16 protein-coding genes, 1 tRNA gene and 1 pseudogene are annotated in these 24,614 nt (G+C 75.9%); 8 read left to right on the forward strand and 10 right to left on the reverse strand.

The features are described from left to right. The first annotated feature begins 32 nt into the window (after positions 1 to 32). Both ACZ6Y7_RS20575 and ACZ6Y7_RS20580 read left to right on the forward strand, forming a co-directional pair. Positions 33 to 944 (forward strand): ABC transporter ATP-binding protein, encoded by a 912-nt coding sequence (locus ACZ6Y7_RS20575; RefSeq protein WP_465759327.1) that lies wholly within the window; start codon positions 33 to 35, stop codon positions 942 to 944. Next, a complete protein-coding gene (locus ACZ6Y7_RS20580) occupies positions 941 to 1,786 on the forward strand; it encodes an ABC transporter permease (protein ID WP_465759328.1) in 846 nt (281 codons plus the stop codon). The genes ACZ6Y7_RS20575 and ACZ6Y7_RS20580 overlap by 4 nt, the downstream gene beginning before the upstream one ends. Before the next feature lie 27 nt (positions 1,787 to 1,813). Here ACZ6Y7_RS20580 and ACZ6Y7_RS20585 read toward each other — a convergent pair whose 3' ends face one another. Next, positions 1,814 to 2,575 (reverse strand): tyrosine-protein phosphatase, encoded by a 762-nt coding sequence (locus ACZ6Y7_RS20585; RefSeq protein WP_465759329.1) that lies wholly within the window; start codon positions 2,573 to 2,575, stop codon positions 1,814 to 1,816. Between the two features lie 181 nt (positions 2,576 to 2,756). On the opposite strand from ACZ6Y7_RS20585, the gene ACZ6Y7_RS20590 reads away from it, so the two are divergent. The 6 genes and pseudogenes from ACZ6Y7_RS20590 (at position 2,757) to ACZ6Y7_RS20615 (ending at position 13,975) form a co-directional block, all read left to right on the forward strand. Beyond that, complete coding sequence (locus ACZ6Y7_RS20590; RefSeq protein ID WP_465759330.1) at positions 2,757 to 3,704, forward strand: GntR family transcriptional regulator; 948 nt, start codon at positions 2,757 to 2,759, stop codon at positions 3,702 to 3,704. Positions 3,705 to 3,818: 114 nt separating this feature from the next. Next, positions 3,819 to 4,964, forward strand: a pseudogene (locus ACZ6Y7_RS20595) (PucR family transcriptional regulator); the annotation flags it as partial. Between the two features lie 207 nt (positions 4,965 to 5,171). Then, complete coding sequence (locus tag ACZ6Y7_RS20600) at positions 5,172 to 6,005, forward strand: hypothetical protein (RefSeq protein WP_465759331.1); 834 nt, start codon at positions 5,172 to 5,174, stop codon at positions 6,003 to 6,005. An 85-nt stretch (positions 6,006 to 6,090) separates the two neighbouring features. Continuing rightward, positions 6,091 to 8,109 carry a flotillin family protein gene (locus ACZ6Y7_RS20605; RefSeq protein ID WP_465759332.1) on the forward strand — a complete coding sequence of 673 codons (2,019 nt, stop codon included), beginning with the start codon at positions 6,091 to 6,093 and terminating at the stop codon, positions 8,107 to 8,109. A gap of 68 nt (positions 8,110 to 8,177) precedes the next feature. Then, positions 8,178 to 12,992 (forward strand): DNA repair ATPase, encoded by a 4,815-nt coding sequence (locus ACZ6Y7_RS20610; RefSeq protein ID WP_465759333.1) that lies wholly within the window; start codon positions 8,178 to 8,180, stop codon positions 12,990 to 12,992. A 188-nt stretch (positions 12,993 to 13,180) separates the two neighbouring features. Beyond that, a complete protein-coding gene (locus ACZ6Y7_RS20615; RefSeq protein WP_465759334.1) occupies positions 13,181 to 13,975 on the forward strand; it encodes a class I SAM-dependent methyltransferase in 795 nt (264 codons plus the stop codon). 630 nt (positions 13,976 to 14,605) lie between these two features. Here the strand turns inward: ACZ6Y7_RS20615 and ACZ6Y7_RS20620 are convergent. The 9 genes from ACZ6Y7_RS20620 to ACZ6Y7_RS20660 form a co-directional block, all read right to left on the reverse strand. Then, the gene (locus ACZ6Y7_RS20620; protein ID WP_465759335.1) at positions 14,606 to 16,315 is read right to left on the reverse strand and encodes an FAD-dependent oxidoreductase; all 1,710 of its coding nucleotides are present in this window, start codon (positions 16,313 to 16,315) and stop codon (positions 14,606 to 14,608) included. Positions 16,316 to 16,558: 243 nt separating this feature from the next. After that, complete coding sequence (locus ACZ6Y7_RS20625) at positions 16,559 to 17,470, reverse strand: AurF N-oxygenase family protein (protein ID WP_465759336.1); 912 nt, start codon at positions 17,468 to 17,470, stop codon at positions 16,559 to 16,561. A 289-nt stretch (positions 17,471 to 17,759) separates the two neighbouring features. Further along, positions 17,760 to 18,812 (reverse strand): alpha/beta hydrolase, encoded by a 1,053-nt coding sequence (locus ACZ6Y7_RS20630; protein ID WP_465759337.1) that lies wholly within the window; start codon positions 18,810 to 18,812, stop codon positions 17,760 to 17,762. Between the two features lie 156 nt (positions 18,813 to 18,968). Beyond that, positions 18,969 to 20,231, reverse strand: coding sequence for an RNA polymerase sigma factor (locus ACZ6Y7_RS20635; protein ID WP_465759338.1), 1,263 nt, complete (start codon positions 20,229 to 20,231; stop codon positions 18,969 to 18,971). Next, positions 20,228 to 20,605: a YciI family protein gene (locus ACZ6Y7_RS20640; RefSeq protein ID WP_465759339.1), complete on the reverse strand. Its 378-nt coding sequence runs from the start codon at positions 20,603 to 20,605 to the stop codon at positions 20,228 to 20,230. Before ACZ6Y7_RS20640 ends, ACZ6Y7_RS20635 begins: the two co-directional genes overlap by 4 nt. Before the next feature lie 154 nt (positions 20,606 to 20,759). Next, positions 20,760 to 21,788 carry an RNA ligase family protein gene (locus tag ACZ6Y7_RS20645; protein WP_465759340.1) on the reverse strand — a complete coding sequence of 343 codons (1,029 nt, stop codon included), beginning with the start codon at positions 21,786 to 21,788 and terminating at the stop codon, positions 20,760 to 20,762. Positions 21,789 to 22,269: 481 nt separating this feature from the next. Next, positions 22,270 to 22,941, reverse strand: coding sequence for a response regulator transcription factor (locus ACZ6Y7_RS20650; RefSeq protein ID WP_465759341.1), 672 nt, complete (start codon positions 22,939 to 22,941; stop codon positions 22,270 to 22,272). Beyond that, positions 22,938 to 24,161 (reverse strand): sensor histidine kinase, encoded by a 1,224-nt coding sequence (locus ACZ6Y7_RS20655; RefSeq protein ID WP_465759342.1) that lies wholly within the window; start codon positions 24,159 to 24,161, stop codon positions 22,938 to 22,940. The genes ACZ6Y7_RS20650 and ACZ6Y7_RS20655 overlap by 4 nt, the downstream gene beginning before the upstream one ends. 186 nt (positions 24,162 to 24,347) lie before the next feature. After that, positions 24,348 to 24,431: transfer RNA gene (locus ACZ6Y7_RS20660), tRNA-Leu, on the reverse strand. Positions 24,432 to 24,614 lie beyond the last annotated feature (183 nt).

Raw genomic sequence — 24,614 nt, forward strand, 5'->3', positions numbered from 1 at the left:
GGGACGGGGCGGCGGGCGGCAGCGTTCTCCCCGTGATCGAGATCGAGCGACTGACCAAACGGTACGGCGCCACCACGGCCGTCGACCGCCTGACCTTCACCGTCCGGCCCGGCGCCGTGACCGGCTTCCTCGGCCCCAACGGCGCGGGCAAGTCCACCACGCTGCGGATGATCCTGGGGCTCCACGCCCCGAGCGAGGGCGCTGTCACCGTCGACGGCGTGCCCTTCGCGAACCGGCCGCGCGGACTGCGGCACGTCGGCGCGCTGCTGGACGCCGGAGACGTGCACGGCGGTCGCAGCGCCAGGGCGCACCTGTCGGCGCTGGCCCGGAGCAACCGCATCCCGCCGGGGCGGGTGGACGAGGTGCTGGCGGAGGTCGGGCTCGCCAAGGCCGCCGGGCGGCGGATCGGCGGCTACTCGCTGGGCATGAAGCAGCGCCTCGGGATCGCGGGCGCGCTGCTCGGCGATCCGCCGGTGCTGCTGTTCGACGAGCCGCTGAACGGGCTGGACCCGGAGGGCGTGCTCTGGGTGCGCGGACTGTTCCGCCGGCTGGCCGCCGAGGGGCGGACGGTGTTCGTCTCCAGCCACATGATGGCCGAGATGGAGCACACCGCCGACCGGCTGGTGGTGATCGGCCGCGGCCGGCTGATCGCGGACGAGGGCCTGTCGGAGTTCTCGGCCCGCCACGCGGCGACGTCGGTGGCGGTGCGCACGCCGGAACTCGCGCTGCTGGCGGAGGTGTTGCGTGCCGAAGGGGCCGAGGTACGGGAAGCGGAGGCCGGGTTCGGGACGGTGACCGGCATGCCGGTCGAGCGGGTCGGCGAGCTCGCCCTGCGGCACGGCGTGGTGCTGCACGAACTCGCCGCCCGGGCGTCGTCGTTGGAGTCGGCGTTCATGTCCCTGACCGCCGACAGCGTCGAGTACCTGGCGGGTGAGGCCCGATGAGCACGACCCTCGCCCCCCGCGCCGCCGAGCCGGCGCCCCGGTTCACCGACCTGCTCGCCGCCGAGTGGATCAAGCTCCGCTCGTTGCGCTCCACGTACTGGGTGCTGGCGCTCGCCTCACTGGCGGCGATCGCGGTGAACCTGAACGCCGTCCACTCCGACCTGACGTACATCGACCACCCGCCCCCTCCGGTGCCCGGCTTGCCGCCGTACCGCTACGACCCGCTCTTCCACGGGCTCGGCAGCATCGCGGGCGACCTGATGGCGATCGCGGCGGGCAGCCTCGGCGCGATCACCGTGTTCGGCGAGTACACCACCGGCCTGATCCGCACCACCTTCGCCGCGGTGCCGGACCGGCGGGGCGTGATCGCGGCCAAGGTGGTGCTGATCGGCGGGGTCACCGCGCTCGCCGGGGCGGTGGTGTCGGCCGGGTCCTTCTTCGCCACCAACGCGATGCTCGCCTCCCGGCACCTCGGGCTCTCCCTCGCCGACGAGGGCTGCCTGCGGGCCGTCCTCGGCTATGCGGCGATCGTGCCGGTCTGCGCGCTGATCGGGATGGCGCTGGGCGCGCTGCTGCGGCACGCCACCGCCTCGATCGTGTCCCTGGTGATGCTGATGTTCGTCCTGCCGCTGATGTTCGGCGGGGACCGCTACCGGTGGCTGAAGGAGATCGGCACCCATCTGCCGCTCAGCACCGTCAGCCGCCTCACGGTCCGGCCCGATTCCTTGACCACGCTGGGGAAGTACGCGCCCGGGGTGACGGAGGCGTGGATCACCATGGGGCTGTGGGCGGTGGTCGCGGTGGCGGTGACGGTGGTGCCGGTGCGGCGGCGGGACGTGTGAGCGGGCCCGTCGCCCGGGGCGGGCCGCTCAGAGCGCGACCGCGCCGGCCTTGCTGCGGAAGGCGCTGAGGGTGGCCGCCGGGACGCCGCAGGCGGGCAGGAAGGCGGCGGCGCCGCCGTGGTGGGTGCGGACGCGGTCCAGGAAGACGGACATCGCCTCGGCCGGGGCCTCCAGGAGCGGGGCCGGGATGGTGAGGTTGCGGCCCTGGGAGTCGGTGACGCGCGAGGCGGTGCGGTCGTTGAGGGCGGTGCGGTGGCGCTCGGCGAGGCCGGCGAAGATCTCCGGGAGGGCGTCGGCGGTGCGGGCGTAGTCGGCGACGATGCGCTCGGTGGGGACGTCCAGGAGGTCGAGGAGCAGCGCGGTCAGCAGACCGGTGCGGTCCTTGCCGGCGGCGCAGTGCAGCAGGACGGCGCCGGGGCGGACGGTGGCCTCCACGGCGGCGGCGACCGCCTCGGGGGCGGACTCGGCCAGCAGCACGTAGAAGTCGCCGAGGTCGGCCGCGGTGGCCATGGTGGCCATCCGCGCGGTGAGGGCGTCGGTGGCGGGGTTCACCGGGGCCGCGACGACGGCTATGCCGGCCGCCTCGGCGGCGGCCCAGTCGGCGGGGTGGGTCTCGCGGGGGTCGCGCAGGTCGACGATGGTGCGGATGTCGCAGGCGCGCAGCTGGGCGACGGTCTCCTCGTCGGCGGCCGGGAACGGCTGGGCGGAGCGGTAGAGCACACCCGGGCGGAGCCGACGGCCCTCGGGGTCGCCGAGGACGGCGGCGTCGCGGAAGTTGACCAGGGACATGCGGGAGGCCTTTCGGTGGAGCCGCACCCGAAGGAGCAGGACATCTAGATGTCTGGATGTCTAACCCGTCCCGGGGGTGCCGGGCAAGCCTCGGTACCGGCGCATCCCTCCATCCCACTCCTGTCGGCGGTCGGCGGCGACCGGGAGCGGTCGCGCGCCGCGGGCTTCGTAGGATCGGTGCGTGGCCACCAACCAGCCGAGCGACGAGCAGCGGGGCGACGGGCGGCGCGGCGCCGAGCAGCAGGGCGGCCGGCGTCCGGGCGCCGAGGCGGGCGGGCGGCCGAGGACCCCGCTGTACCGGAGCCTGGCCCGCCGGCTCCAGGAGCGGATCGACACGGGGGCCTACCCGGCCGGCACCCGGCTGCCGAGCGAGCCGGAGCTCAGCGCCGAGTTCGGCGTCAACCGGCTCACCGTGCGGCAGGCGGTGGCGGAGCTGGAGCGGGCGGCGGTGGTGGAGATCCGCCGGGGCGTGGGCACCTTCGTCCGCCCGCCCGCCGTCCGCGTGTCGATCACCGTGGACCCGCGCAGCCAGCGCTTCGACCTCGGCAGCGTGCACGCCGCCCTGCCCGACGTCGACAAGGGCGACGACGGGGACGGCGCGGGCGAGGGCGGGATTGGCGGGGGCGAGGGCGAGGGCGACGACGCGGGCGGCGCGGGCGGGGGCGGGACCGGTCTCACCGGGGAGCGGGACGGCGAGTTCGTCGTCGCCGCGCCCCCGGTGAGCGGCACGGCCGAGGACGCGGAGGCGGCCCGGCAGCTGGGCCGCGCACCGCAGGAGCTGTCCCGGGTGGACTCGGTGATCCGGCTCGGCGGGCGGCCCCGGGCGGCCTGCAGCTACTGGGTGCCGTTCGGACCGTTGCCCGCCGACCTGCTCCGGCCGGGCCGCCCCGGGAACCTGGTGCTGGACCTCGCGCGGGCGGCCGGGGTGGAGCTGGAGTACGACTGGCGGGCCTTCGGCGCGGTCGGCGCGGACCTCGCGGACGCCGAACTGCTGGGCGTCCCGCCGGGCACCGCGCTGCTGGTCCGCGAGGGCGTCAGCTGCACCCCGGACGGCACTCCGGCGCTGTATGTACGGCGGCGGATCGACGGCAGCAGCGCGCGGTTCGTCCTGCACTTCCGCGACCGGTAGGCCCGGGCGTCCGCTCCGCGCCGGCACCCGGCGGGCGCCGGTGCGGAGCGGCTTTCCGGGGCGGCGGCGACGGCCTCCGGCCGTACCGGTCCTGCTAGTGTTCAGCGCCGAGTTACCAGGTCGTACGGGGGATGGCAGGACACGGTGACCGAGGAGATCGAACACGACATACCCGCCGAACTGGCCGAGGCCTACCTCGTCCTGCTCGCCGACGTCTCGCGCACCGGCCGGCTGCTGCGCCGCGACGAGCTGGAGGCGCTGCGCAGGCTCGGCGAGCACTGCGCGGAGGCCGGGTACGGACTGCGCGAGGTGGTGGCGCACTGCCTCGCGGCGGCGCGCCGGGCCTGGCAGACCCTGCCCGGGGCGGCCACCGCGACCCACGTCAACGAGCTGCGCCGGACGGGCGACGCCGTGCTCGCCGCCACCGACGCCGCCCTGGCCGCCCTCGGCGAGGGCCACGAGCGCGCGCAGCGCCTGGCCGTCCGCCAGGAAGAGGCGGCGCGAAGGGAGTTCATCGACGACCTGCTGTTCGGCCGCAGTGACCTCGGCCTGCTCGCCGAGCGCGCCGAACGCTTCGGGCTGCGGCTGGCGAGCGCGTACACGGTGGCGGTCGCGGTGGGCGACGAGCCGTTCGCGGACGTGCACCCGCTGGTGCACCGGGTGGAACGCGAACTGGCCGGACGGTTCGGCGAGCGGGACGTCCTGCTGGCCAGCAAGGACGGCCGGCTGGTCTGCATCGCCCCGGACAGCGAACGGGCCGTGCTGGAGGCGTTCGCCGACCTGACGCTGCGCCCCGGCCCCGGCTACCGCCCGGTGCTGCGGGTGGCCACCGGCCGCCGGCACTCGGGCCCGAGCGGGGTGCTGCGCAGCTACGAGGAGGCGCTGGACGCCCTGGACTACGCCCGGCGCCTCGACCTGCCCGCCCAGCAGCTGAAGGCCGAGGAACTGCTGGTCTTCCCGGTGCTGATGCGCGACCGGGCGGCCATGGCGGACCTCGTGCGCAGCGTCCTCGGCCCGCTGACCGAGGCGCGCGGCGGCGCCCGCCCGCTGCTGGACACCATCGCGGTGCAGGCGGAGGCGGCATACGTGAACGCGGAGGCGGCCCGCCGGCTCGGGCTGAGCGTGCGCACCCTGGGCTACCGGCTGGAGCGGATCAAGGCGCTCACGGGGTACGACCCCGCCGACGCGCTGCAGCGCTTCACCCTGGAGACGGCGGCGATGGGCGCGCGGCTGCTGAACTGGCCGGAGCAGCCACTCTGACCCCACGGGCGCAAACCCGCGCGGAGGAGCTGCGACAGCCCGGCGACCGACCTGTTGCCGGGCTGTCGCAGTGTCACGGAGGTCGTTCGGACCAGGCTGTCAAAAGGCCGTAAAGATTGCCGGATCCTGGCAATGTGCGGCCGGCTTCCGGCCTGCCATGATCTCCCCGGCGCCGAAGCGCGGTGCCGGGGGGAAGGGCAGGCGAGCGTGGCCGGGACGGGGGGATTCTTCGCGGCCGCGCTGGCCTTTCCGACCGCGCTGTTCAGCTTCGCGCTGGTGGTGGTCGTCGGGTACTGGCTGGTGATGCTGCTCGGGGGACTGGGGTTCGGCGCCGTGCACGGGGGACACGGCGGCGGACACCACCCGGGGGCCGATCACGTCGGGCACGGCGGACACCTCGGCCGGGTCGGCCCCGTGGGTCACGTTGGGCACGGTGTCGGGGGGCACGGTGCCGGGGGGCACGTGACCCACGGGACGCCCGGCGGTCACGGCGCGGGCGGTCACGGCACCGGCGGTCACGGCGCGGGCGGTCACGGCTCCGGCGCGGGCAAGGACGCCCCCGCGGAGGCCGGCCGCCACCACGGGGGCGTCCTGGACGCGCTGGGGCTGGGCGGGGTGCCCGTGACGGTGGCGGTGTCGCTGCTGGTCGCCCTCGCCTGGTTCGTCAGCCTGGCCGGCACGGTGCTCACCTCGGGGGCGCCGGCGCGCGGCGGTGTCTTCGCCGTCGCGCTGGTCGCCTCCTGGGCGGGCACCCGGGTGCTCGTCACGCCGCTGCGGCGGCTGTTCCCGCAGGACCGGCCGACCACCCGGGAGGACTTCGTCGGCCGGGTCTGCGTGATCCGGACCGGCCGGGTGACGGCGGGCTTCGGGCAGGCCGAGGTCACCGCCGAGGACGGCTCCACCGCGACCGTCCAGGTCCGTACGCCCTCCCCGGAGCCCGGACTGACCGTCGGGCGGACCGCCCTGATCTACGACTACGACGCCGAGGGCGAGCACTTCCTGGTGGCCCCCTTCGACCCGTCGCCGCCGGGCCTCGGCTGACGCCGGCCCACTAGTTGACGCTCCGCCACATTCCCTCCTCCACTCCACTCTTCGCACCATCCCGTCATCGTCAAAGGACTCCGTGATGGACACCATCGCCGTGGGTTTCGGCGTACTCGTCGCCGTCGTGCTGCTCATCCTGCTCGCCCTGCTGCTGTTCGTGGGCCGCCTGTTCCAGAAGGTCGAGCAGGGCAAGGCCCTGATCGTCTCCCGGACGAAGAAGGTGGACGTCACCTTCACCGGCACGATCGTCCTGCCGATCCTGCACAAGGCCGAGCTGATGGACATCACCGCCAAGACGGTGGAGATCCACCGGGCCGGCCGGGACGGCCTGATCTGCCGGGACAACATCCGCGCGGACATCCGGATCTCCTTCTTCGTCCGGGTGAACAAGACCGTCGAGGACGTCGTCAAGGTCGCGCAGTCGATCGGCACCGCCCGGGCCAGCGACCCGCAGGCGATCCAGGACTTCTTCGCCGCGAAGTTCGCCGAGGCGCTGAAGACCGTCGGCAAGCAGCTGGACTTCACCGACCTGTACACCCACCGGCACGAGTTCCGGGACCAGATCATCGCGGTCATCGGCACCGACCTCAACGGCTACACGCTGGAGGACGCGGCCATCGACCACCTGGAACAGACCCCGATGAGCCAGCTGGACGCCGACAACATCCTGGACGCCCAGGGCATCCGCAAGATCACCGAGCTCACCGCGATCGAGCACGTGCGCACCAACGAGTACCAGCGCACCGAGGAGAAGGAGATCACCCGGCAGAACGTCGACGCCCGGGAGACCGTCCTGGAGCTCGAACGGCGCCAGGCCGACGCCGAGATCCGCCAGCGCCGCGAGATCGAGACCCTGCGGGCCAAGGAGGACGCGGTGATCGCCCGGGTGCAGGAGGAGGAGCGGCTCAACGCGCAGACCGCCTTCCTGCGCACCGAGGAACTGCTCGGGGTGCAGCGGGAGAACCAGGCCCGCGAGGTCGCGGTGGCGCAGAAGAACCGCGAGCGGGTGATCGCGGTGGAGAACGAGCGGATCGAGAAGGACCGCCTGCTGGAGGTCGTCGGCCGCGAGCGGGAGACCGAACTCGCCGCGATCGCCAAGGAGAAGGAGGTCGAGTCGGCCAGGCGGGACGTCGCCGACGTGGTCCGCGAGCGGGTCGCGGTGGACCGGACCGTCGCCGAGCAGGAGGAGGCCGTCAAGACGCTGCGCGCCACCGAGGAGGCCGAGCGGGTCCGCAAGGCCGTCGTCATCCAGGCCGAGGCGGAGGCGCAGGAGCGCCTCGTCAAGGACATCAAGGCCGCCGAGGCCGCCGAGCAGGCCGCCGCGCACAAGGCCCGCGAGGCGCTGGTGCTGGCCGAGGCCCGGCAGCGGGCGGCCGAGCTGGACGCGGCCGCCAAGATCCGGATGGCCGAGGGCGTCCGGGCGGAGGCCGCCGCCGAGGGTCTGGCCCGCGTCCAGGTGCGGGAGCAGGAGGCCGCGGCCGTGGAGAAGGTCGGTCTCGCCGAGGCCGCCGTCCAGGCCGAGAAGGCCAAGGCCGCCGCACTGGAGGTCGGCGCCAAGCTGAAGGCCGAGGCCGAGGGCCTCACCGAGAAGGCCGCGGCGATGGCCAAGCTGGACGAGGCCTCGCGCGGGCACGAGGAGTACCGGCTGCGGCTGGCCGCCGAGAAGGACGTCCGGCTGGCGGGGCTGGACGCCCAGCGGCAGATCGCCGAGGCGCAGGCCGCGCTGGTCGCGGCCGGGCTGGAGAAGGCCAAGATCGACATCGTCGGCGGGGACTCGGTGTTCTTCGACAGGCTGGTGCAGTCCGTGACGGCCGGCAAGAGCGTGGACGCCTTCGTCGGCCACTCGCAGACCGCGCAGACCCTGGCCGCGCCCTGGCTGGACGGGCGGGCGAGCTTCACCGAGGACCTCACCCGCGTGCTGTCCTCGGTCTCCACGGCGGACGTGCAGAACCTGACGGTCTCCGCGCTGCTGATGAAGCTGATCGGCCCGGGCACCGGCGAGCAGTCCGGACAGCTGCGCCAACTCCTGGAGTCGGCCCGGACGCTGGGCGTCGCCGAGACCCCGATCGGGGCGCTGGCCGCGATGAACGGCTCCAAGTAGCCGCCCGCGCCCTTCCGCGCCCCGTGACGTCACCCGAGTTCACCCCCTGAGCACCCGAGGATCTGACCGTGGACGCCCTCGACGCCCGGCTCGACGCCGGCACCTACGAGGTCCTGCGCGACCGGCTCGCCCGGGCCGCCGCCGAACTCGCCGACCGCGCAACGGCGTTGAACGCCCGCCGGGTCGAGGAGTTCGGCGGCGGGGAGCTGCGGCTCACCGGCACCGGGCGGCTCACCACCGCCCGGGCCTGCCTCCCGCAGGACCTCACCGCCGCCGGCGGCCTGCTGCTGCTCGGCACCCGCCCCGCCGAGGTCGCGGCCGGCGCCGAGGACGTCACCGACGTCCTCGGCCTGCACCACCCCGACCTCTCCCCCGCCCCCGCCGAGGGCAGCCTGCTGGACGACCCCCGGCTGCGCCAGGACCTGGCCGACCTGCGGCGCTACTTCCGCGACGCCCGGCTGGAGCGGCTGCGCCCGGCCGGGGGACGGCTGCTCGCCGTCTTCCGCACCGGCCCCACCGCCGCCGACGTCCGGGTGCTGCGCTGGCGCCTCGACGACGGCGCCGACGACGCCCGGCCCGCCTACCTGGACGGGCGCGGCGAACGCGACCACACCCCCGCCGACGGACAGCAGCTCGCCTGGACCGCCGTCACCCGCGACGACCAGCTGCCGGCCGACCCCGGCCGCCCGCCCCGGGCCGACCTGGCCGGCGAGCTCCACCTCGGCGTCGACGGCGGCCGGTTGACCCTCGCCGCCCCGGACGGCCGCGAGCTGCACCGCGAACCGCTCGCCGAGGCTCTGCAGACCCTCGCCGACGCGCAGATCGCCCACGCCCGGCTCGGCACCCTGCTGCTGGTGCGGGTGCGCCCGTACCAGGAGGAGACCGTCCGGCACCTCGTGGTGCACCTGCCCAGCGGCACCGTCACCCGGATCGACCCGCTCGGCCAGGCCTGCCTGCGGCTGCCCGCCGACCAGGGCGTGGCCTTCCCCGGCGGCTGCCACCTGGTGGACGGCACCGTGCGCACCTTCGACCAGCCGGTGGACGGCCTGGCGTACGAGCGCACGATCGTCTCGCCCGACGGCGAGGACGTGCTGTACGAGTTCCGCGCCCCCGACGGCCGTGCCCTGCTGCAGCCGTACAACAGCGTCCGCCAGGAGGCCGCCGCCCCGCTGCCCTGCCAGGGCTACGCGCTGCTCGCCGACGGCACCCTGATCGCCCTGCGCCAGGCCGAGGACGGGCCCACCCGGCTGCACCCCGTCCAGCTCTGGCGCACCCCGTTCACCAGCGAGCGCTTCGCCGCCGAACAACCGCCCGGCACCGGCCCGTTGGCCCGGATCGGGAACGCCGACCTGGTCCGCGGCCTGGCCGACTGCCTCGCCCTCGCCCGGCTCGCCGCGGCCGGCGCCGACACCCCGGCCGGCCACCGCGCCGTCCTCGCCGCCTGCACCCGCACCGCCGACCGGCACCACTGGCTCGGCCAGAGCGGCCTCGGCGACCTCGCCGCCCCGCTCGCCGAGATCCGCGACACCGCCCGGCAGGTCATCGCCGAGTACGAGGCGATCGCGCAGCTCACCGCGCACGCCGCCGGGCGGACCGACGAGGCGGCCGAGCACGTCGAGGGCCTGCTGCGCACCGCCCGCGGCGAGACCCTCGCCGACGCCGCCGAGTGGGTCGACCGGCTGGACGGGCTGCGCCGCGCCCAGGGCCGGGTCGAGGCGCTGCGCGACCTGCCGCGCGCCGACCCGGAACGGATCGACGCACTCGCCGCCCACCTCGCCGAGGGCCTGGCCGAGGCCGCCGTCCGGGCCGTGGACCGGCTCGCCGAACCGTCGGCCTTCGAGCCGCACCGCGCCCGGGCCACCGCCCTCGCCGAGCGCTGCGCCGCCCTCGCGACCGCCGCCGAGGCCGAGCCGCTCGGCCTCGAACTGGACGCCCAGAGCGAGGCCCTGCAGACCGTCTCGGAACTGGTCGGCACCCTCGACCTGGCCGACGCCACCACCCGCACCGCCATCCTGGACCGGCTGGCCGACGTCCTCGGGCTGCTCAACCGGGCCCGGGCCGCGCTCACCGTGCGCCGCCGGGAGCTGCGCACCCGGGAGGCCGCCGCCGAGTTCGCCGCCGAGACGGCCCTGCTCGCCCAGGCCACCACCGCCGCGCTCGCCGCCGCCGACACACCCGACGCCTGCGACGACCGGCTCGGCCGGCTCCTGCTGCGGATCGAGCAGCTGGAGACCCGCTTCGCCGACGCCGACCCGGCCCTCGGCGAGCAGCTCGCCGACCGGCGCACCGAGATCCACGACGCGCTCACCGCCCGCCGCCAGTACCTACTGGAGGAGCGGGCCCGCCGGGCCGACCGACTGGCCGCCTCCGCCGAGCGCGTCCTCGCCACCCTGCACCGGCGGCTGGCCGCCCTGGACACCGCCGCCGAGATCGACGCCGCGCTCGCCGCCGACCCGACGGCCGTCAAACTCCGCGAGCTGGCGGACCAGTTGACCGCGCTCGGCGACCGGGTCCGGGCCGAGGAGCTGACCGGACGGCTGCGCGCCGCCCGCGGCCGCGCCCACCGCGCGCTGCGCGACCGGGCCGAACTCGCCGGGGACGGCCCCGGCACCCTGCGACTCGGCCGGCACCTGTTCGCCGTCACCACCCAGCGGCCCGAACTCGCCCTCGTGCCCTGGCGCGGGCGCCCCGCCTTCACCCTCACCGGCACCGACTACCGCTCCCCCGTCACCGACCCGGCCTTCGCCGCCACCGCGCGCTACTGGGACCGGCCGCTGCCCTCGGAGACCCCGCAGCTCTACCGCGCCGAGTACCTCGCCGCGAGCCTGCTGCTGGCGGCGGAGTCGCGCTCGGCCGGCCACGGCCCCGTCGACGGCCCTCTCGGCGACACGTTCGCCGACACGCTCTCCGACGCACCCTCCGGCTCGCTCGGCGACGCGCTCGGCGACGCGCTCGCCACCGAGGCGGGCCTGCTGGAATACGTCCGGCGGGCCGCCGAGCAGCGGCCGGACGAGGGCTACCAGCGCGGCGTGCACGACCACGACGCGGCGCTGCTGCTCCGCGCCCTGGTCGACCTCAGTGCCGAGGCCGGCCTGTTGCGGCACCCGGCAACCGTCCGGGCGGCCGCGCAGCTGTACTGGGCGCACGGCGCCGACCAGCGCCAGCGGCTGCTCTGGCGCACCCGGGCCCGCTCGCTCGGCCTCGCCCGGCAGGCCTTCGGCGGCGCCCCGGTGCGGGACGCGCTGGCCGAGCTGGCCGCCGAACTCTCCGCCGCCGTCGCCGGGTTCGTCCCCGGAGCGGACGCCGCCGGGCCGTACCTGGTGGCCGAGCTCGCCACCGAGGAGCCCGCGTTCTCCTACTCGACCGGAGCCGCCGCACTGCTCGACACGTTCCGCGCCACACCCGAGTCGGCCGGCCTCACCGAGGCACTGGCCGCCCTGCCCGACGAGCCCGGGCTGCTGCCGGTCCGCCACCGGCTCGCCACCGCCTGGCTGGCGGCGAGCGCCGCCGACGCCGACCCGGCCGACCTCGCCGAGGCCGCCGCCGTTCTGCTCTGCCCGTCCCTGCCGCGCCGGCCGGTGAAGGGGGCGGTGGGCACCCGGCTGACCGGGCTGCTCGGCGACCACCCCCGGCTGGTCGGCGGCGCGCTCGACCTCCGTCTGGACGAACTACTGGCGAGGGTGCGGACGTTCGAGGAGGTCGAGGTGCCCGGCCACCGGGCGTACCAGAAGCTGCGCGGCGAGCTGCTCGCCGCCGAGCACGCCCGGCTGCGGCTCGACCAGTACCGGCCCGCCCCGCTGAACGGCTTCGTCCGCAACCGGCTGATCGACCAGGTGTACCTGCCGCTGATCGGCGACAACCTGGCCAAGCAGCTCGGCACCGCGGAGTCCGGCGGGCCGGTGGACCGCAGCGGCCTGCTGCTCCTGGTCTCCCCGCCCGGCTACGGCAAGACCACCCTGATCGAGTACCTCGCCGAACGGCTCGGCCTGCTGCTGGTCTCCGTCAGCGGCCCGGCGCTCGGCCACCGCGTCACCTCGCTGGACCCGGCCGAGGCCCCCGACGCCACCTCCCGGCGCGAGATCGAGAAGCTCAACTTCGCCCTGCACGCCGGCGACAACGTGCTGCTCCACCTGGACGACGTCCAGCACACCTCGCCCGAGTTCCTGCAGCGCTTCATCCCGCTGTGCGACGCGCAGCGCCGGATCGACGGCGTCTGGAACGGCGAGGCCCGCGAGTGGGACCTGCGCGGCAAGCGCTTCGCCGTCGTGATGGCCGCCAACCCGTACACCGAGTCCGGCCGGCTCTTCCGACTGCCCGACATGCTCGCCAACCGTGCCGACGTGTGGAACCTCGGCGACGCCGTCGCCGGGCGCGAGGACCTCTTCGCGCTCAGCTTCGTCGAGAACGCGCTGCCCGCCAACGCCCACCTGGCCCCGCTCGCCACCGCCGAGCGCGCCGACCTGGACACCCTGCTCGCCCGGGCCTCGGGCGTCCCCGGCGGCACCCTGGCCGGTGCCTGGCCCACCGCCGAGGTGGAACGGATGACCGCCGTACTGGCCGGCCTGCTGCACCTGCGCTCCACCGTGCTGGCCGTCAACCGCGCCTACCTGGACTCGGCCGCCCAGGACGACCGCCACCGCACCGAGCCCCCGTTCCTGCTCCAGGGCTCGTACCGCAACATGGCCAAGCTCGCCCAGCGCCTCGACCCCGCGCTCACCCGGCCCGAGCTCGACGCCCTCCTCACCGACCACTACCGCGCCGAGGCCCAGCCGCTGGGCGCCGACGCGGAGGCGCAGCTGCTGAAGCTGGCACAGCTGCGGGGCACGCTGACGCCCGAGCAGGCGGAACGCTGGGCGGAGCTCAAGCGCGCCTGGCGGAGCTGAGCCGCGCCCGAGGGGGCTGGGCGCCGTCGCGGACGTGCGCGTCGGCCTGGCGGGGCTGAGCGCCGGGCCAGGGGGTCGCGGTCGGTCCGACAGTCACTCAAGTCGGACGACCGTACGATCCCTCCCGGCGGAGCAACCGCCGTGGCGCCGAGCGGAGTCGGCCCCCGCCCGCGGTTAGCGTGTCCGGCATGGGCGCGCAGCAACTCGATCTGGCCGGACTGCGCCGGGTGTACGGGCGGACCGGCAGCCGGTGGTTCTACACCCGAGTGGCGCGCAACGCCCGGCACTGGGGGTGGACCGAACCGGGGCAGTCCAAGTGGCGGCTGTGGCGGGCCCAGCGCCAGCTGGAGGACGTGCTGGGGCGCAAGCTGGCGCTGCCGCCCGGGGCCCGGGTGCTCGACGCCGGGTGCGGGGCGGGGGTGGTGGCCCGCGCGATGGCGGCCCGGTTCGGGCTGGTGGTGGCCGGGGTCGACGTCCTGGACTTCCACCTGGCCGAGGCCCGTCGCCTCAGCGCCCGCGCCGCGCTGGACGGGCGGACCGCCTTCTCCTGGGCCGACTTCCACCAGCTGCCCTTCGCCGACGAGGAGTTCGACGGCGCCTACTCGATGGAGACGCTGGTCCACTCCTACGACCCGCCCCGCGCCCTGGCCGAGTTCCACCGGGTGCTGCGCCCGGACGCCAGGGCGTTGCTCGAACCGTACCTCGACGCGATGACCATGACGGGCGCCAAGCTCTACCACGCCCGCAACCTGCCGCAGCTGCTCACCGCGGCCGGGTTCGAGGTCGAGGAGGCCTTGGACGCCACGCCGTACTACACGCCCACCTCCGAGGCGGTGTACGCGTACTTCCGGCTGCCGTGGGAGGTGCTGCGGCGGGTCGGCGATCCGGCGAAGTGGCTCAACCTCCGCTCCACGGTGGAGATGTACGCCGTGCGTGAGTACGTCGCCTGGTACGTCCACACCGCCGTGAAGCCGTCGGGGTGAGCACCGGCGTGGAGGCGGTCCGCGCCCCGGGGTCCGGCTGACGGCCGGACTGCCGGAACCCCGCGCCATCGTGCGCGCCCGGGTGCCGCCGAGACGGCACGGCCGGGTGCTGCCGGGTGCTGCCGAGGCGGGGGCGCGGCGGTCCTACCCGGAGGCGAACCCCGTCGGGCCGACGGCGAACGACCCGGCGGGGAACCCCGTCGGCCCGGCCGGGAACCCCGACGGTCCGGTCGGGACCCCCGTCGGCTCGGCGACGGCTCCCGGGGAGTGCGCCCCGCCGCCCGGGGCGGACAGCCGCTCCCACACCGGGTCGGGCAGCCCGGGGACCGTCCGTCCCTCCGCCTGCCACAACCGGGCCAGCTCCGCATAGATGGGGGCCTCCGGGTCGGGTTCCGGAGGGTGCCCCGCTCCTTGCAGGATCGTTTCTTCGCCCGGCCGCCACGGTGACGCCGGCATCGCCCCAAAACTACTCACATCCGCCCAACGCGCCCTCCGCACCCCGGGTCACGGCCGCGTCAACGGACGGCCCGCGCATCAACCCCCCGCAGGCCACCGCCGTTCGTACCGCTCCCACCGCCGCCCACCGCCGCCCACCGCCGCCCACCGCCGCCCGGCGCCGCCGGGCAGGGCCTACCGCCGACGGCCCGCCGCCAGCAGGTCGGACACGGTGGCGAGCTTCACCCGGGGCCGCCCCTCGGCCGCTCCCCGCTCGCGCTCGGCGCGGTCCACCGCCCGCAGCTCCTTCAACCCGACCGCGTCCGGCCGCCGACGCCGCACCAGCCGGTCGAAGTCCTTGCGGGACGCCGCCGGTACGGGCAGTGCGCGGGCCGCCGCGTCGTCCAGCAGCGCGTCCACGGTCTCCCGCGCACAGGCCCGGTTGGCGCCGATCCCGCCGGACGGGCCGCGCTTGGCCCACCCCACCACGTACGTGCCGGGCAGCGGCTGCCCGGTCGCCGGGTCGACGACCCGCCCGCCCCGGTGCGCGACCGTGCCGCTCCGCTCGTCGAACGGGAGCCCCGGCACCGGCACGCCGCGGTGCCCGATCGAGCGCACCACCAGCCCGGCCCGCAGCACGTCCTTCTCCCCGGTGGGCACGACCCGCTCCCCGTCCACCGGTGCGGTCCGCTCGACGGTCAGGGCCTCGACCCTGCCGTCCCCGGACAGCTCGACCGGCGCGGAGAAGAACCGCAGCACGATCCGCCGCCCCGCACCCGGCTTCGCCGCCCCGTCGTAGCGGACCAGCGGCAGACCGGCGAGCAACGCGGCCCGCGAACCCGGCGCGGCCGACGGCGCCCCGGCGGCGGACGGCGCCCCGGCGGCGGACGGCGCGCCCGCGGCCGCCTCGATGGCGGCGCGTACCTCCGGGTGGTCCTCGACCACCAGCTCGACGCCCGGCAGCTGCCGCAGCGCCAGGAACTCCGCCCTGGTCCACGCCGCCTGCTCCGGGCCCCGGCGGGCGAGCAGCACGACCTCCCGCACCCGGCCGCGGCGCAGTGCGGCGAGGGCGTGGTCGGCGATGTCGGTGGCGGCGAGCCGGTCGGGGTCGGTGAGCAGGATGCGGGCGATGTCCACGGCGACGTTGCCGTTGCCGACCACCACCACGCGCTCGGCCGAGAGCTCCACCGCGTCGGCCGGCACGGTCGGATCGGCGTTGTACCAGCCGACGAAGGCGGTCGCGGGCAGGCTGCCGGGCAGGTCCTCGCCGGGGATGCCGAGCCGGCGGTCGGCCGCCGCGCCGACCGCGTACACCACCGCGTGGTGGTGGGCGGCGAGTTCCCGGTGGGTGAGGTCGGTGCCGATCTCCACGTTCAGGTGCACCCGCAGCCGCGGGTCGTGGAAGACGCTCGCGAAGCTCTCCGCGATCCGCTTGGTGGACTGGTGGTCGGGGGCGACGCCGTACCGCAGCAGTCCGCCGGTGACCGGCAGCCGGTCGATCATCGTGATCTCGGCGCTGGTGCTGCGCAGCAGTTCCTGCGCCGTGTAGCCGGCGGACGGCCCGGTGCCGACCACCGCGATCCGCAGCGCGCCGAGCTCGCCCGGCAGGCTGCGCGGGAACGCGGGCCGGCCCCAGGCGTGGTCGCTGGGGTGCTCGCGGAACCAGTCCCGGTTGAGGTCGCCGAACACGGTGTCCGCGCCGCGCAGCCGGTCGACCGGGTACACCGCGTCCACCGGGCAGGCGTCCGCGCAGGCCCCGCAGTCGATGCACGCCCGCGGATCGATGTACAGCATGTCGGTGGTGCCGAACTCCGGCTCGTCCGGGGTCGGGTGGATGCAGTTGACCGGGCAGACGGACACGCACGAGGCGTCGTTGCAGCAGGTCTGGGTGATCGCGTAGGCCATGGCCGGAGTGGGGTCCTCGCTGCGCGTGGGGGATCGGTCTCGGGGGTCTCTCGGTCGTGGTGGATCTCGGTCGTGGTGGGTCTCGGTCGTGGTGGGTCTCGGTCGTGGTGGGGCTCGGTCGCGCGGTCTCTCGGTCGCGGTGGGTCTCGGTCGCGCGGTCTCTCGGTCGTCGGGGGCTCGGTCGTGGTGGATCTCGGTCGCGCGGGCCTCGGTCGTCGGGTCTCCCGTTCGCGGGATCGCCTGTCAGAGCATGTGCACCCGGCGGTAGACGGCCGCCGCGCGGCCGGTGAGCAGGCCGGTCTCGGCGAGGAAGGCCATCAGGTGCCGGGAGCTGGTGCGCATCATGGCCTTGCGGTGCTCGTTGGCCCGCACCTCGGCGAGCGCCCGCCCCACGTCGAGCCCGGCGGCCTTGTACACGCCGGGGTGGACCATGCTGGTGACGATGACGTACGCGCCCACGGCGATGCCGGTGGCCGAGGTGCGCCGGCGGGCCGGGCTCGCGTACCGCATCCGCTCGCGGATCTCCTGCCGGGCGAACTTCATGTGCCGCGACTCCTCGACCACGTGGATCCGGGAGGTGCCGCGGACGATCTCCAGGACGTTCTCGCCGCGCATCCAGTCGCGCTGCATGACGTCGAGCACCTCTTCGGCCACCAGGATGCCGCCGTAGGCCAGTTCGCCCTTGGCGAGGGCCTTGAAGGCGCGCCCCGCCTGGGCGATCACCTTGTTCGGGCGGTAGGCGGGGACGCCCATCTTCTCGCAGGCCCGGGCGAACATGATCGAGTGACGGCACTCGTCGGCGATCTCGGTGAGCGCGAAGCGGAACTCGGCACTGGCGGGGTCCTTGAGGTACTGGTCGCGCAGCACCATCTGCTGGAGGATCATCTCGAACCAGATGCCGGTGTTCATGATCGAGCAGACCTCGTGCCGGGTCAGGGTGACCCGCTGGCGTTCGGTCATCTCGTCCCACAGCCGGGTGCCGTAGAGCGTGCTCCACTCGGGGTTGAGGCCGTAGTGCTCCTCCGGGAGGGGGGCGTCCCAGTCGATCTCGGTCGACGGGTCGTAGGAGAGGGTGGCGGCCGACTCCAGCAGCCGCTTCGAGACGTCGTCGTCGGCGGTGGTGTGGCCGTGCTCCGTCGGCCGGGCGAGAGCCATGGCTGCCTCCAGGTGCCTGCTCCGGCGGGTTCCCGCTCACCCGCTTATTAGACGGACGGTACAATAAGAGCCCGCCACCGAGAACCCCCCGCGCAGCGGTGAACCGGGGCGCGACCGGCGCGCGACCCGGCTCCGGACACCGCGCCCCGCGCCCCGCGCCCCGCGCCCGTGCGGGCACGACGGAGGGCGGAGCCCCGTCGAGGCCCCGCCCTGGTGCGTTCCACCGCCCTCCCGCCTCCGCCGCGCGGTGGCCGTCCCGCCTCCGCCGCGCGGTGGCCGTCCCGCTCCGCTACGCGGCTTCCAGCGCCTTCCGCAGCGCCGCGGCCGCCTCGGCCGTCGCCTCCCGGAAGCGGCGGCCGATGCCGATGTAGTTGGCGTACCCGTGGATGAGGTCCGGCTGCCGGCTCAGCCGCACGGCCACCCCGGCCTCCTCCAGCGCCCGCGCGTACGCCTCGCCCTCGTCGCGCAGCGGGTCGAAGCCCGCGGTGCCGATGTACGCGGGCGGCAGGCCGGTCAGGTCCTCGGCGAGCAGCGGCGACAGCCGCGGGTCGGTGCGGTCGGCGGGCTCGGGCGCGTACCGGTCGGCGAACCAGTCCATGTCGGCGCTGGTCAGGAAGAACCCCTCGGCGAACAGGTCGCGCGAGGGGCGCCGGACGGACGCGTCCGTCGCCGGGTAGAGCAGCAGCTGGAACACCGGCGCCGGGCCGCCCCGCCGCACCGCCTGCTGCGCCGCGACGGCGGCCAGGTTGCCGCCCGCGCTGTCCCCGCCGATCGCGATCCGCTCCGGGTCCGCGCCCAGGTCGGCGGCCTTGGCGTGCGCGTAGTCGAAGGCGGCCAGCGCGTCCTCGGCCGCCGCCGGGAACACGTGCTCGGGCGCCAGCCGGTACTCCACCGACAGCACCCGGACGCCCGCCCGCTGCGCCAGGAACCGGGCGACGTGGTCGTGGCTGGCCCGGCTGCCGACCACCCAGCCCCCGCCGTGCAGGTAGACCAGCAGGCCGGACCCCTCCGCCAGACCGCCCGGGGTGTACAGCGTGGCGGCCGACTCGCCCCGCTCCTGCGGGATCCCGACCGCCCGCGCGGCCACCTCGTCCAGCGTGCGCCCGCCCACCAGGTACCGCGCGTGCTCCATCGCGACGCGCGAGGGCTCCACCCCGCCCGGCATCACCAGGGCCGCCCCGGACTGCCGCTGCAGCTTGAGTATCAACTGCGCGTCCAACGCCAGGGTCTGCCCGTCCCGCACCACCGGCTTGCCCGCGATCGCGCGCCGCAGCCCCTCCGGCAGGGCGTACAAGCCCCGGATGACGGCGGCCTGGATCCGGACGGGAAGGGGGATCGTCATCTCTTCTGCCTCCTGGGGCGGTACGGCCTGGTCGGGAGCCCGTGATTCGGGAGCCCATGATGGGTGCCGTCCCGGCCCGGCCGGAAGCCCTCTCGACGCGCCCTGAACCCGCCCTCGACCCGCCCCGGTGCGGCGATGCCGCGCGTTCCCGCCCGTTCAGACCGTCCTCGCCCCGTCCTCGGCCCGCCGTGCCCGGGCGGTCAGGTGGCGGCGTTCCGGGGCGCTGGCGGTACGGGCGGCGGCCTCCCGGTAGGCGCGGGCGGCGGCGGCCGGATCGGCGCCCAGGCGGTCCAGCAGGTGGGCGCGGACCGCCGGGAGGCGGTGGTGGCGGGCGAGGCGCCGGTCGGCGGCGAGGGCGTCGAGCAGGGCGAGCCCGGCCGCCGGCCCGTGCACCATCGCCACCGCCACCGCCCGGTTGAGGGCGACCACCGGGTTGTCGTCGAGGCGCAGCAGCAGGTCGTACAGCGCCAGGATCTGCGGCCAGTCGGTGTCCCCGGCGGTCTCCGCCTCGCCGTGCACCGCGGCGATCGCCGCCTGCAGCTGGTACGGCCCGGGCCGTCCGGACGGCAGCGTGGCGGCGATCAACTCCTGTCCTTCGCCGAGCGGTTCGCGGTCCCAGCGGCCGCGGTCCTGCTCGTCCAGCGGCACCAGCGCGCCGTCCGGTCCGGTGCGGGCCGGCCGGCGGGCGTCGGTGAGCAGCATCAGGGCGAGCAGGCCCGCCGTCTCGGCCTCGCCCGGGGCCAGGCGCAGCAGCAGCCTGGTCAGCCGGATCGCCTCGGCGGCGAGCCGCGGCACGGTCAACTCCTCGCCGCCACTGGCCGTGTAGCCCTCGTTGAAGACGAGGTACAGCACGTGCCGGACCTCGCCCAGCCGCTCGGCACCGCCCTCCCCCGCGGGCGCCACCAGCCGTCCGCCGGCCGCCTTCAGCGTCTGCTTGGCCCGGCTGATCCGCTGCGCCATGGTCGCCTCGGGCACCAGGAAGGCGGCGGCGATCTGGGCGGTGGTCAGGCCGCCGACGGCCCGCAGCGTCAGCGCGATCCGGCTCGGCACGGACAGCGCCGGGTGGCAGCAGAGGAACAGCAGCGCGAGCGAGTCGTCCGCCGCCGGGTCGGGGGCGTCGGCCGCCGGGGCGAGCAGCTCCGACTGCGGGGTGGCCAGCGCCAGTGCCTGCTCCCGTCGGCGCCGCGCCGCCTCGCTGCGCACCCGGTCCACCAGCCGCCGGTCGGCGACGGCCGCCAGCCAGCCGCGCGGACTCACCGGCACGCCCTCCCGCGGCCACTGCAGCGCGGCGGCCAGCAGCGCGTCCTGCACCGCGTCCTCGCACGCGTCGAACGCCCCGCCGTGCCGCCGCACCAGCGTGCCGAGGACCTGCGGCGCCAGTTCGCGCAGCAGGCCCTCGACCTCCCTCGGCTCGCTCACGCGCCGGCCGACGGCTCGTTGGCCGGCGACTCGTGCAGGATCGGCCACAGCTCCACCGGCTCCACGTCCGCGAACGGCATGTCGGCCGCGATCCGCTGGGCGCGCTCCAGGCTCTCGCAGTCCAGCAGGTAGAAGCTCGCCAGGTACTCCTTGGTCTCCAGGTACGGCCCGTCGGTGACCACCGGCACGCCCTCGGCCCGCCGCACCAGCTGCGCGGCGGCCGCGTCCGCCAGCCCGTACGCGCCGATCAGCTCGCCGGTCTCCCGGTACCTGGTGTTGAACGCCTCCTGCCGGGCGATCGCCGCCGGCCACTCCTCGGCCGGGAAGGCGTCCCACGTGGCCTGGTTGCCGTAGATCATCGCGACGTACTTCATCTCGGTGTCCCTCCGGTCCCGCGCGCCCCTCCGGCGCGCCGTCACCTCTCAGTCGGAGCCGCGGAGCGGCGCCTCGACACCGGCCGGGAGATTTCTCCGGGGAATTCCCCCGGAGGTCCTGCGGCGGCCTTTCCGGAGAACCGGCGGGCGGGGATCAGGAGCCGCGCCGGTCCTCGGCGTCGAAGGCCGCCAGCGCCCGCGCCCCCGGCTCCAGCGAGCGCCGCAGCGCCGTCAGCACGGACGCCTCCAACCCGCCCAGGGCCTCGGCGAGTTCCTCCGCCGCGTCCTGCGCGATCTCCGCCGCCACCGCCTCCGCCGCCGTGCGCGGCCCCAGCTTGCCGACCGCGGCCGCCGCCCGGGCGGGCGTGAGCAGCTCCGCCGCCCGTACCAGCAGCCAGGCCGGCACCCCGGCCGCGCCCTCCGGCGGGGGCAGGTACGGGCGGGCGCCGCCGTAGCGCGCGTCCTCGGCGAAGGCCCGCTGCTTCACCTTCACCAGCGGACGCGCCCGCGCCCCCGGCGCACCGTCCTCCTGCCACTGCCCCGCGGGCTTGAGGACGTACCCTTCCGCGAGGTTGTCCGCGAGCTCGGGCAGCCCGAACAGCGCCGGCACCCGGCTGGGGAACCGCACCGGCAGGTCCTGCAGGGCGTTCGGCGCACCGGTGCCGAGCAGCGGTACGCAGGTCAGCCCGGCGGTGCCGGCGGTCGCGCGCAGGGCGCGGTCGGCGATCCACCACCGGCCCCCGGGCGTCTCCACGGTGGCGTCGAACGGCAGCCAGCGCAGGCCGGGGTGGTACCAGACGCCGGTCTGCACCGGGTCGACGCCGGGGGCGGCGGGCACCCCGGGGTGCGGGTAGCGTCCGCCGGCGAGTTCGCCGTAGACCGTCACCGTGGCGTCGGGGCCCCAGGCCGCGCGCAGCGCGGCGGCGAACCGGGCCGCGGCGACGGCCAGCCCCGGCCAGATCCGGCTGGCCCCGAAGAAGCCGTCCAGTCCCTCGTCGTCCAGCAGTTCGCGCCGTTTCGCGGGCCGCACCGAGCGGCCCTCGCAGACCACCGCGAAGTGCGCGCCGTGCACCTTCTCCGTCGCGGTCCACTCGCGGCCGCCGGGCCCGCCGGTGCGGCCGCGCGCGGGGATCTTGGGGTAGGGCCGCAGCGCGGCCCCGTCGAACGCCGTCGTCTCGGACACGCACAGGATCCTCGCGGCCGGGCCCGCCGAGCGGCAACCGGTTTCCCCGGCGGCCCGACCGCCTGCCGTCACGCGGCCGGCGCGCTCGGAGCCGCCACCGCCGGTGCAGGGTGGTCACGCCGTCGGCGGCGGCCGGGAACAGCGCCCGGGCGGTGACGGACTCGGGCCCCGGGGTCTCGACGGCAGTCACGGCAGGCGCTCCCACCCAGGTACTCGGGCGCGTCGGACGGCGTCGCCGGACGGCGCCGGCCCCGGTCCGGCCCGACCCGGCCGCGCCGCGCTCGCCGACCGTCCGCCGACCACCCGCGGACCCTCCGCGGACCGTCCGCGCTCGCCGACCACCCGCCGACCACCCGCGGACCGTCCGCCGACCCTCCCGCCGACCCTCCGCCGACCGGACGGGAGGTGGCCTCGCCGGCGGCGGCGCGGGCTCGCGCGGCCTCACGCTCCCGGCCGCCGGCGCGGTCCTCGGGCGGTGCGGTCACCCGCCCTGCAGGCCCGGCACCACCAGCCCGGACTCGTACGCGATCACCACCGCGTGGGTCCGGTTCTGCGCGCCGAGCTTGGTCAGCACGTTCCCGACGTGCGTCTTCACCGTCTCCAGGCTCACCGCGAGCGACTCGGCGATCTCCGGGTTCGACGCCCCGGTCGCCATCAGCCGCAGCACCTCCTCCTCCCGACCGGTCAGCGCCGCCCGGGGCAGCGCCTCGGCTTGGCCCAGCGGACGGGCGGCCACCATCCGGCGCAGCGCGGCGGGGAACAGGATCGCCTCCCCCGCGGCCGCCACCCGCACCGCCTCGGCGATCTGCGGAACCGGTCGCCGCTTCAGCACGAAACCGCTGGCCCCGGCGCTGAGGGCGGCGGTGACGTAGTCGTCGTTCTCGAAGGTGGTGATCACGACGACCTTCGGCGGGTCGGCTTCGTCGAGCAGCGCGCGGGTCGCCTCGATCCCGTTGCGACGCGGCATCCGTACGTCCATCAGCACCACGTCCGGCCGCAGCCGCCGGACCCGCTCGACCACCTCGACCCCGTCCGCCGCGTGTCCGACCACCTCCAGGCCCGGTTGGGCGCCCAGCAGGGTACCCAGGCCGCTGCGGGTCACGGGGTCGTCGTCGGCGATCAGGACGGTGACGGGGGCTTCCGGGCTGCTCACGCCACCGACCGTACCGGCAGCCGGACGGCCAGCCTCCAGCGCTTCGGGCCGCTGCCCTCGCCGTGGAGGCCGGCCTCGAACTCGCCGTGCAGCAGGCGCACCCGCTCGGCGAGGCCGGGCAGGCCGTGGCCGGAGGTCGGGAAACCGCTCGGCCCCGGCTTCGCCTCGTTCTCGACGCCGAGCTCCAGCCCCTCCGCCGCCACCGCCACCCGCAGCCGGATCGGACCGCCCGCCCCGTGCCGCAGCGCGTTGGTCAGGCCCTCCTGCAGGATCCGGTACGCCGCGCGGGAGGCCGCCCCGTGGACCCGCTCCGGGTCACCGAGGACCTCCGGCTCCACCACCGCGCCCGCGTGGCGCAGCCGTTCCAGCAGTTCGGGCAGGTCCGCGAGGGTCCGGGCCGGCGCGGTGGCCGCGTCCTCCTCCCGCAACACGCCCAGCACGTAGTCCAGGTCCTCCAGTGCGGCCCGGGCCGACTCCTCGATGCTGCGCATGGCCGCCCGCGCCGCCACCGGATCGGCGGCCAGCACCTCGCCCGCGACGGCCGCCTGGATGGTCGCCGCGGTGAGCGTGTGTCCGATCGAGTCGTGCAACTCGTGCGCCAGCCGGTTCCGTTCGGCCAGCGCCCGCTCCCGCTCGGCCGCCTTCGCCAGCCGCTCCGCCGAGGACGGACCCAGTAGCCGGGGCGCCAGCCATCGCAGACCGCCCGACACCGCCACGAGCAGCGCCGCCGCGCCCACCAGGCAGAGCGCCGACACCAGCCAACTCCAGCCGCCCGTCAGGTCCGTGGACCAACCGAAGAGACTGACCCGGGCATCGCCCGAGGCCCAACCGCCCGGCAGCGCCACCGCCATCGTCAGCAGGACGCTCCCGCCGAACAGCAGCACCCACCCCGACAGCACCTGCACCACCAGGAACACCGGAGTGCGCCACCGCTCGCCCGCGACCCCCTGGACCGGATCCGGCACGGCCACCCGCAGCAGCAGCCGCGTGCCCCGCACCAGCGCCCGGCGCGTCACGCCGGGCAGGCCCGCCGCCCCGATCAGCACCACCCACAGGGCGAGGGACAGCACCGCCGGCAGCAGGTACGGGTCCGCCCGCATCCCGGCCACCGGTACCAGCGCGACCAGCGCCGACGGCAACGCCGCCAGGGCCCCGAGAGCAGCGAACAACGCACCCGTGTAGGTGGAACCGCGCAGCAGCGGCCGAAGAAGCTTGATCATGGATATCAGTATCGCCAGCCCGTTCGTGGCCGACCTCCCCCGATCGAGGGAGCATCCGGACCGGCGCGGACCGGGCCGGACCGGGCCCGATCGGCACGGACCGGCGCCGGCGCTCAACCACCGTTCCGACCGGCACCGACACGACAGAACGGCCGGTCGATCCGAAGATCGACCGGCCGTTCGCTGTGCGCGAGGGGGGAGTTGAACCCCCACGCCCTTTCGGGCACTGGAACCTGAATCCAGCGCGTCTGCCTATTCCGCCACCCGCGCATCTGGGTGATGGGTTAACTATAGACCACCCGGAGGGGTGCCTCCGACCAATTCCCCCCGACCCCGTCCCCGTCCCGGTGCGTCCCACGCCGGACGCACCGGGACGCGCCCCTGGACGCGTTCCGGACCCGGCCCACCGCGGCTCACCCCGCCCCCGCCGGACCGGACGGCCTCCCGGCGGCC

The organism is Kitasatospora sp. NPDC053308 (genome assembly GCF_055585785.1).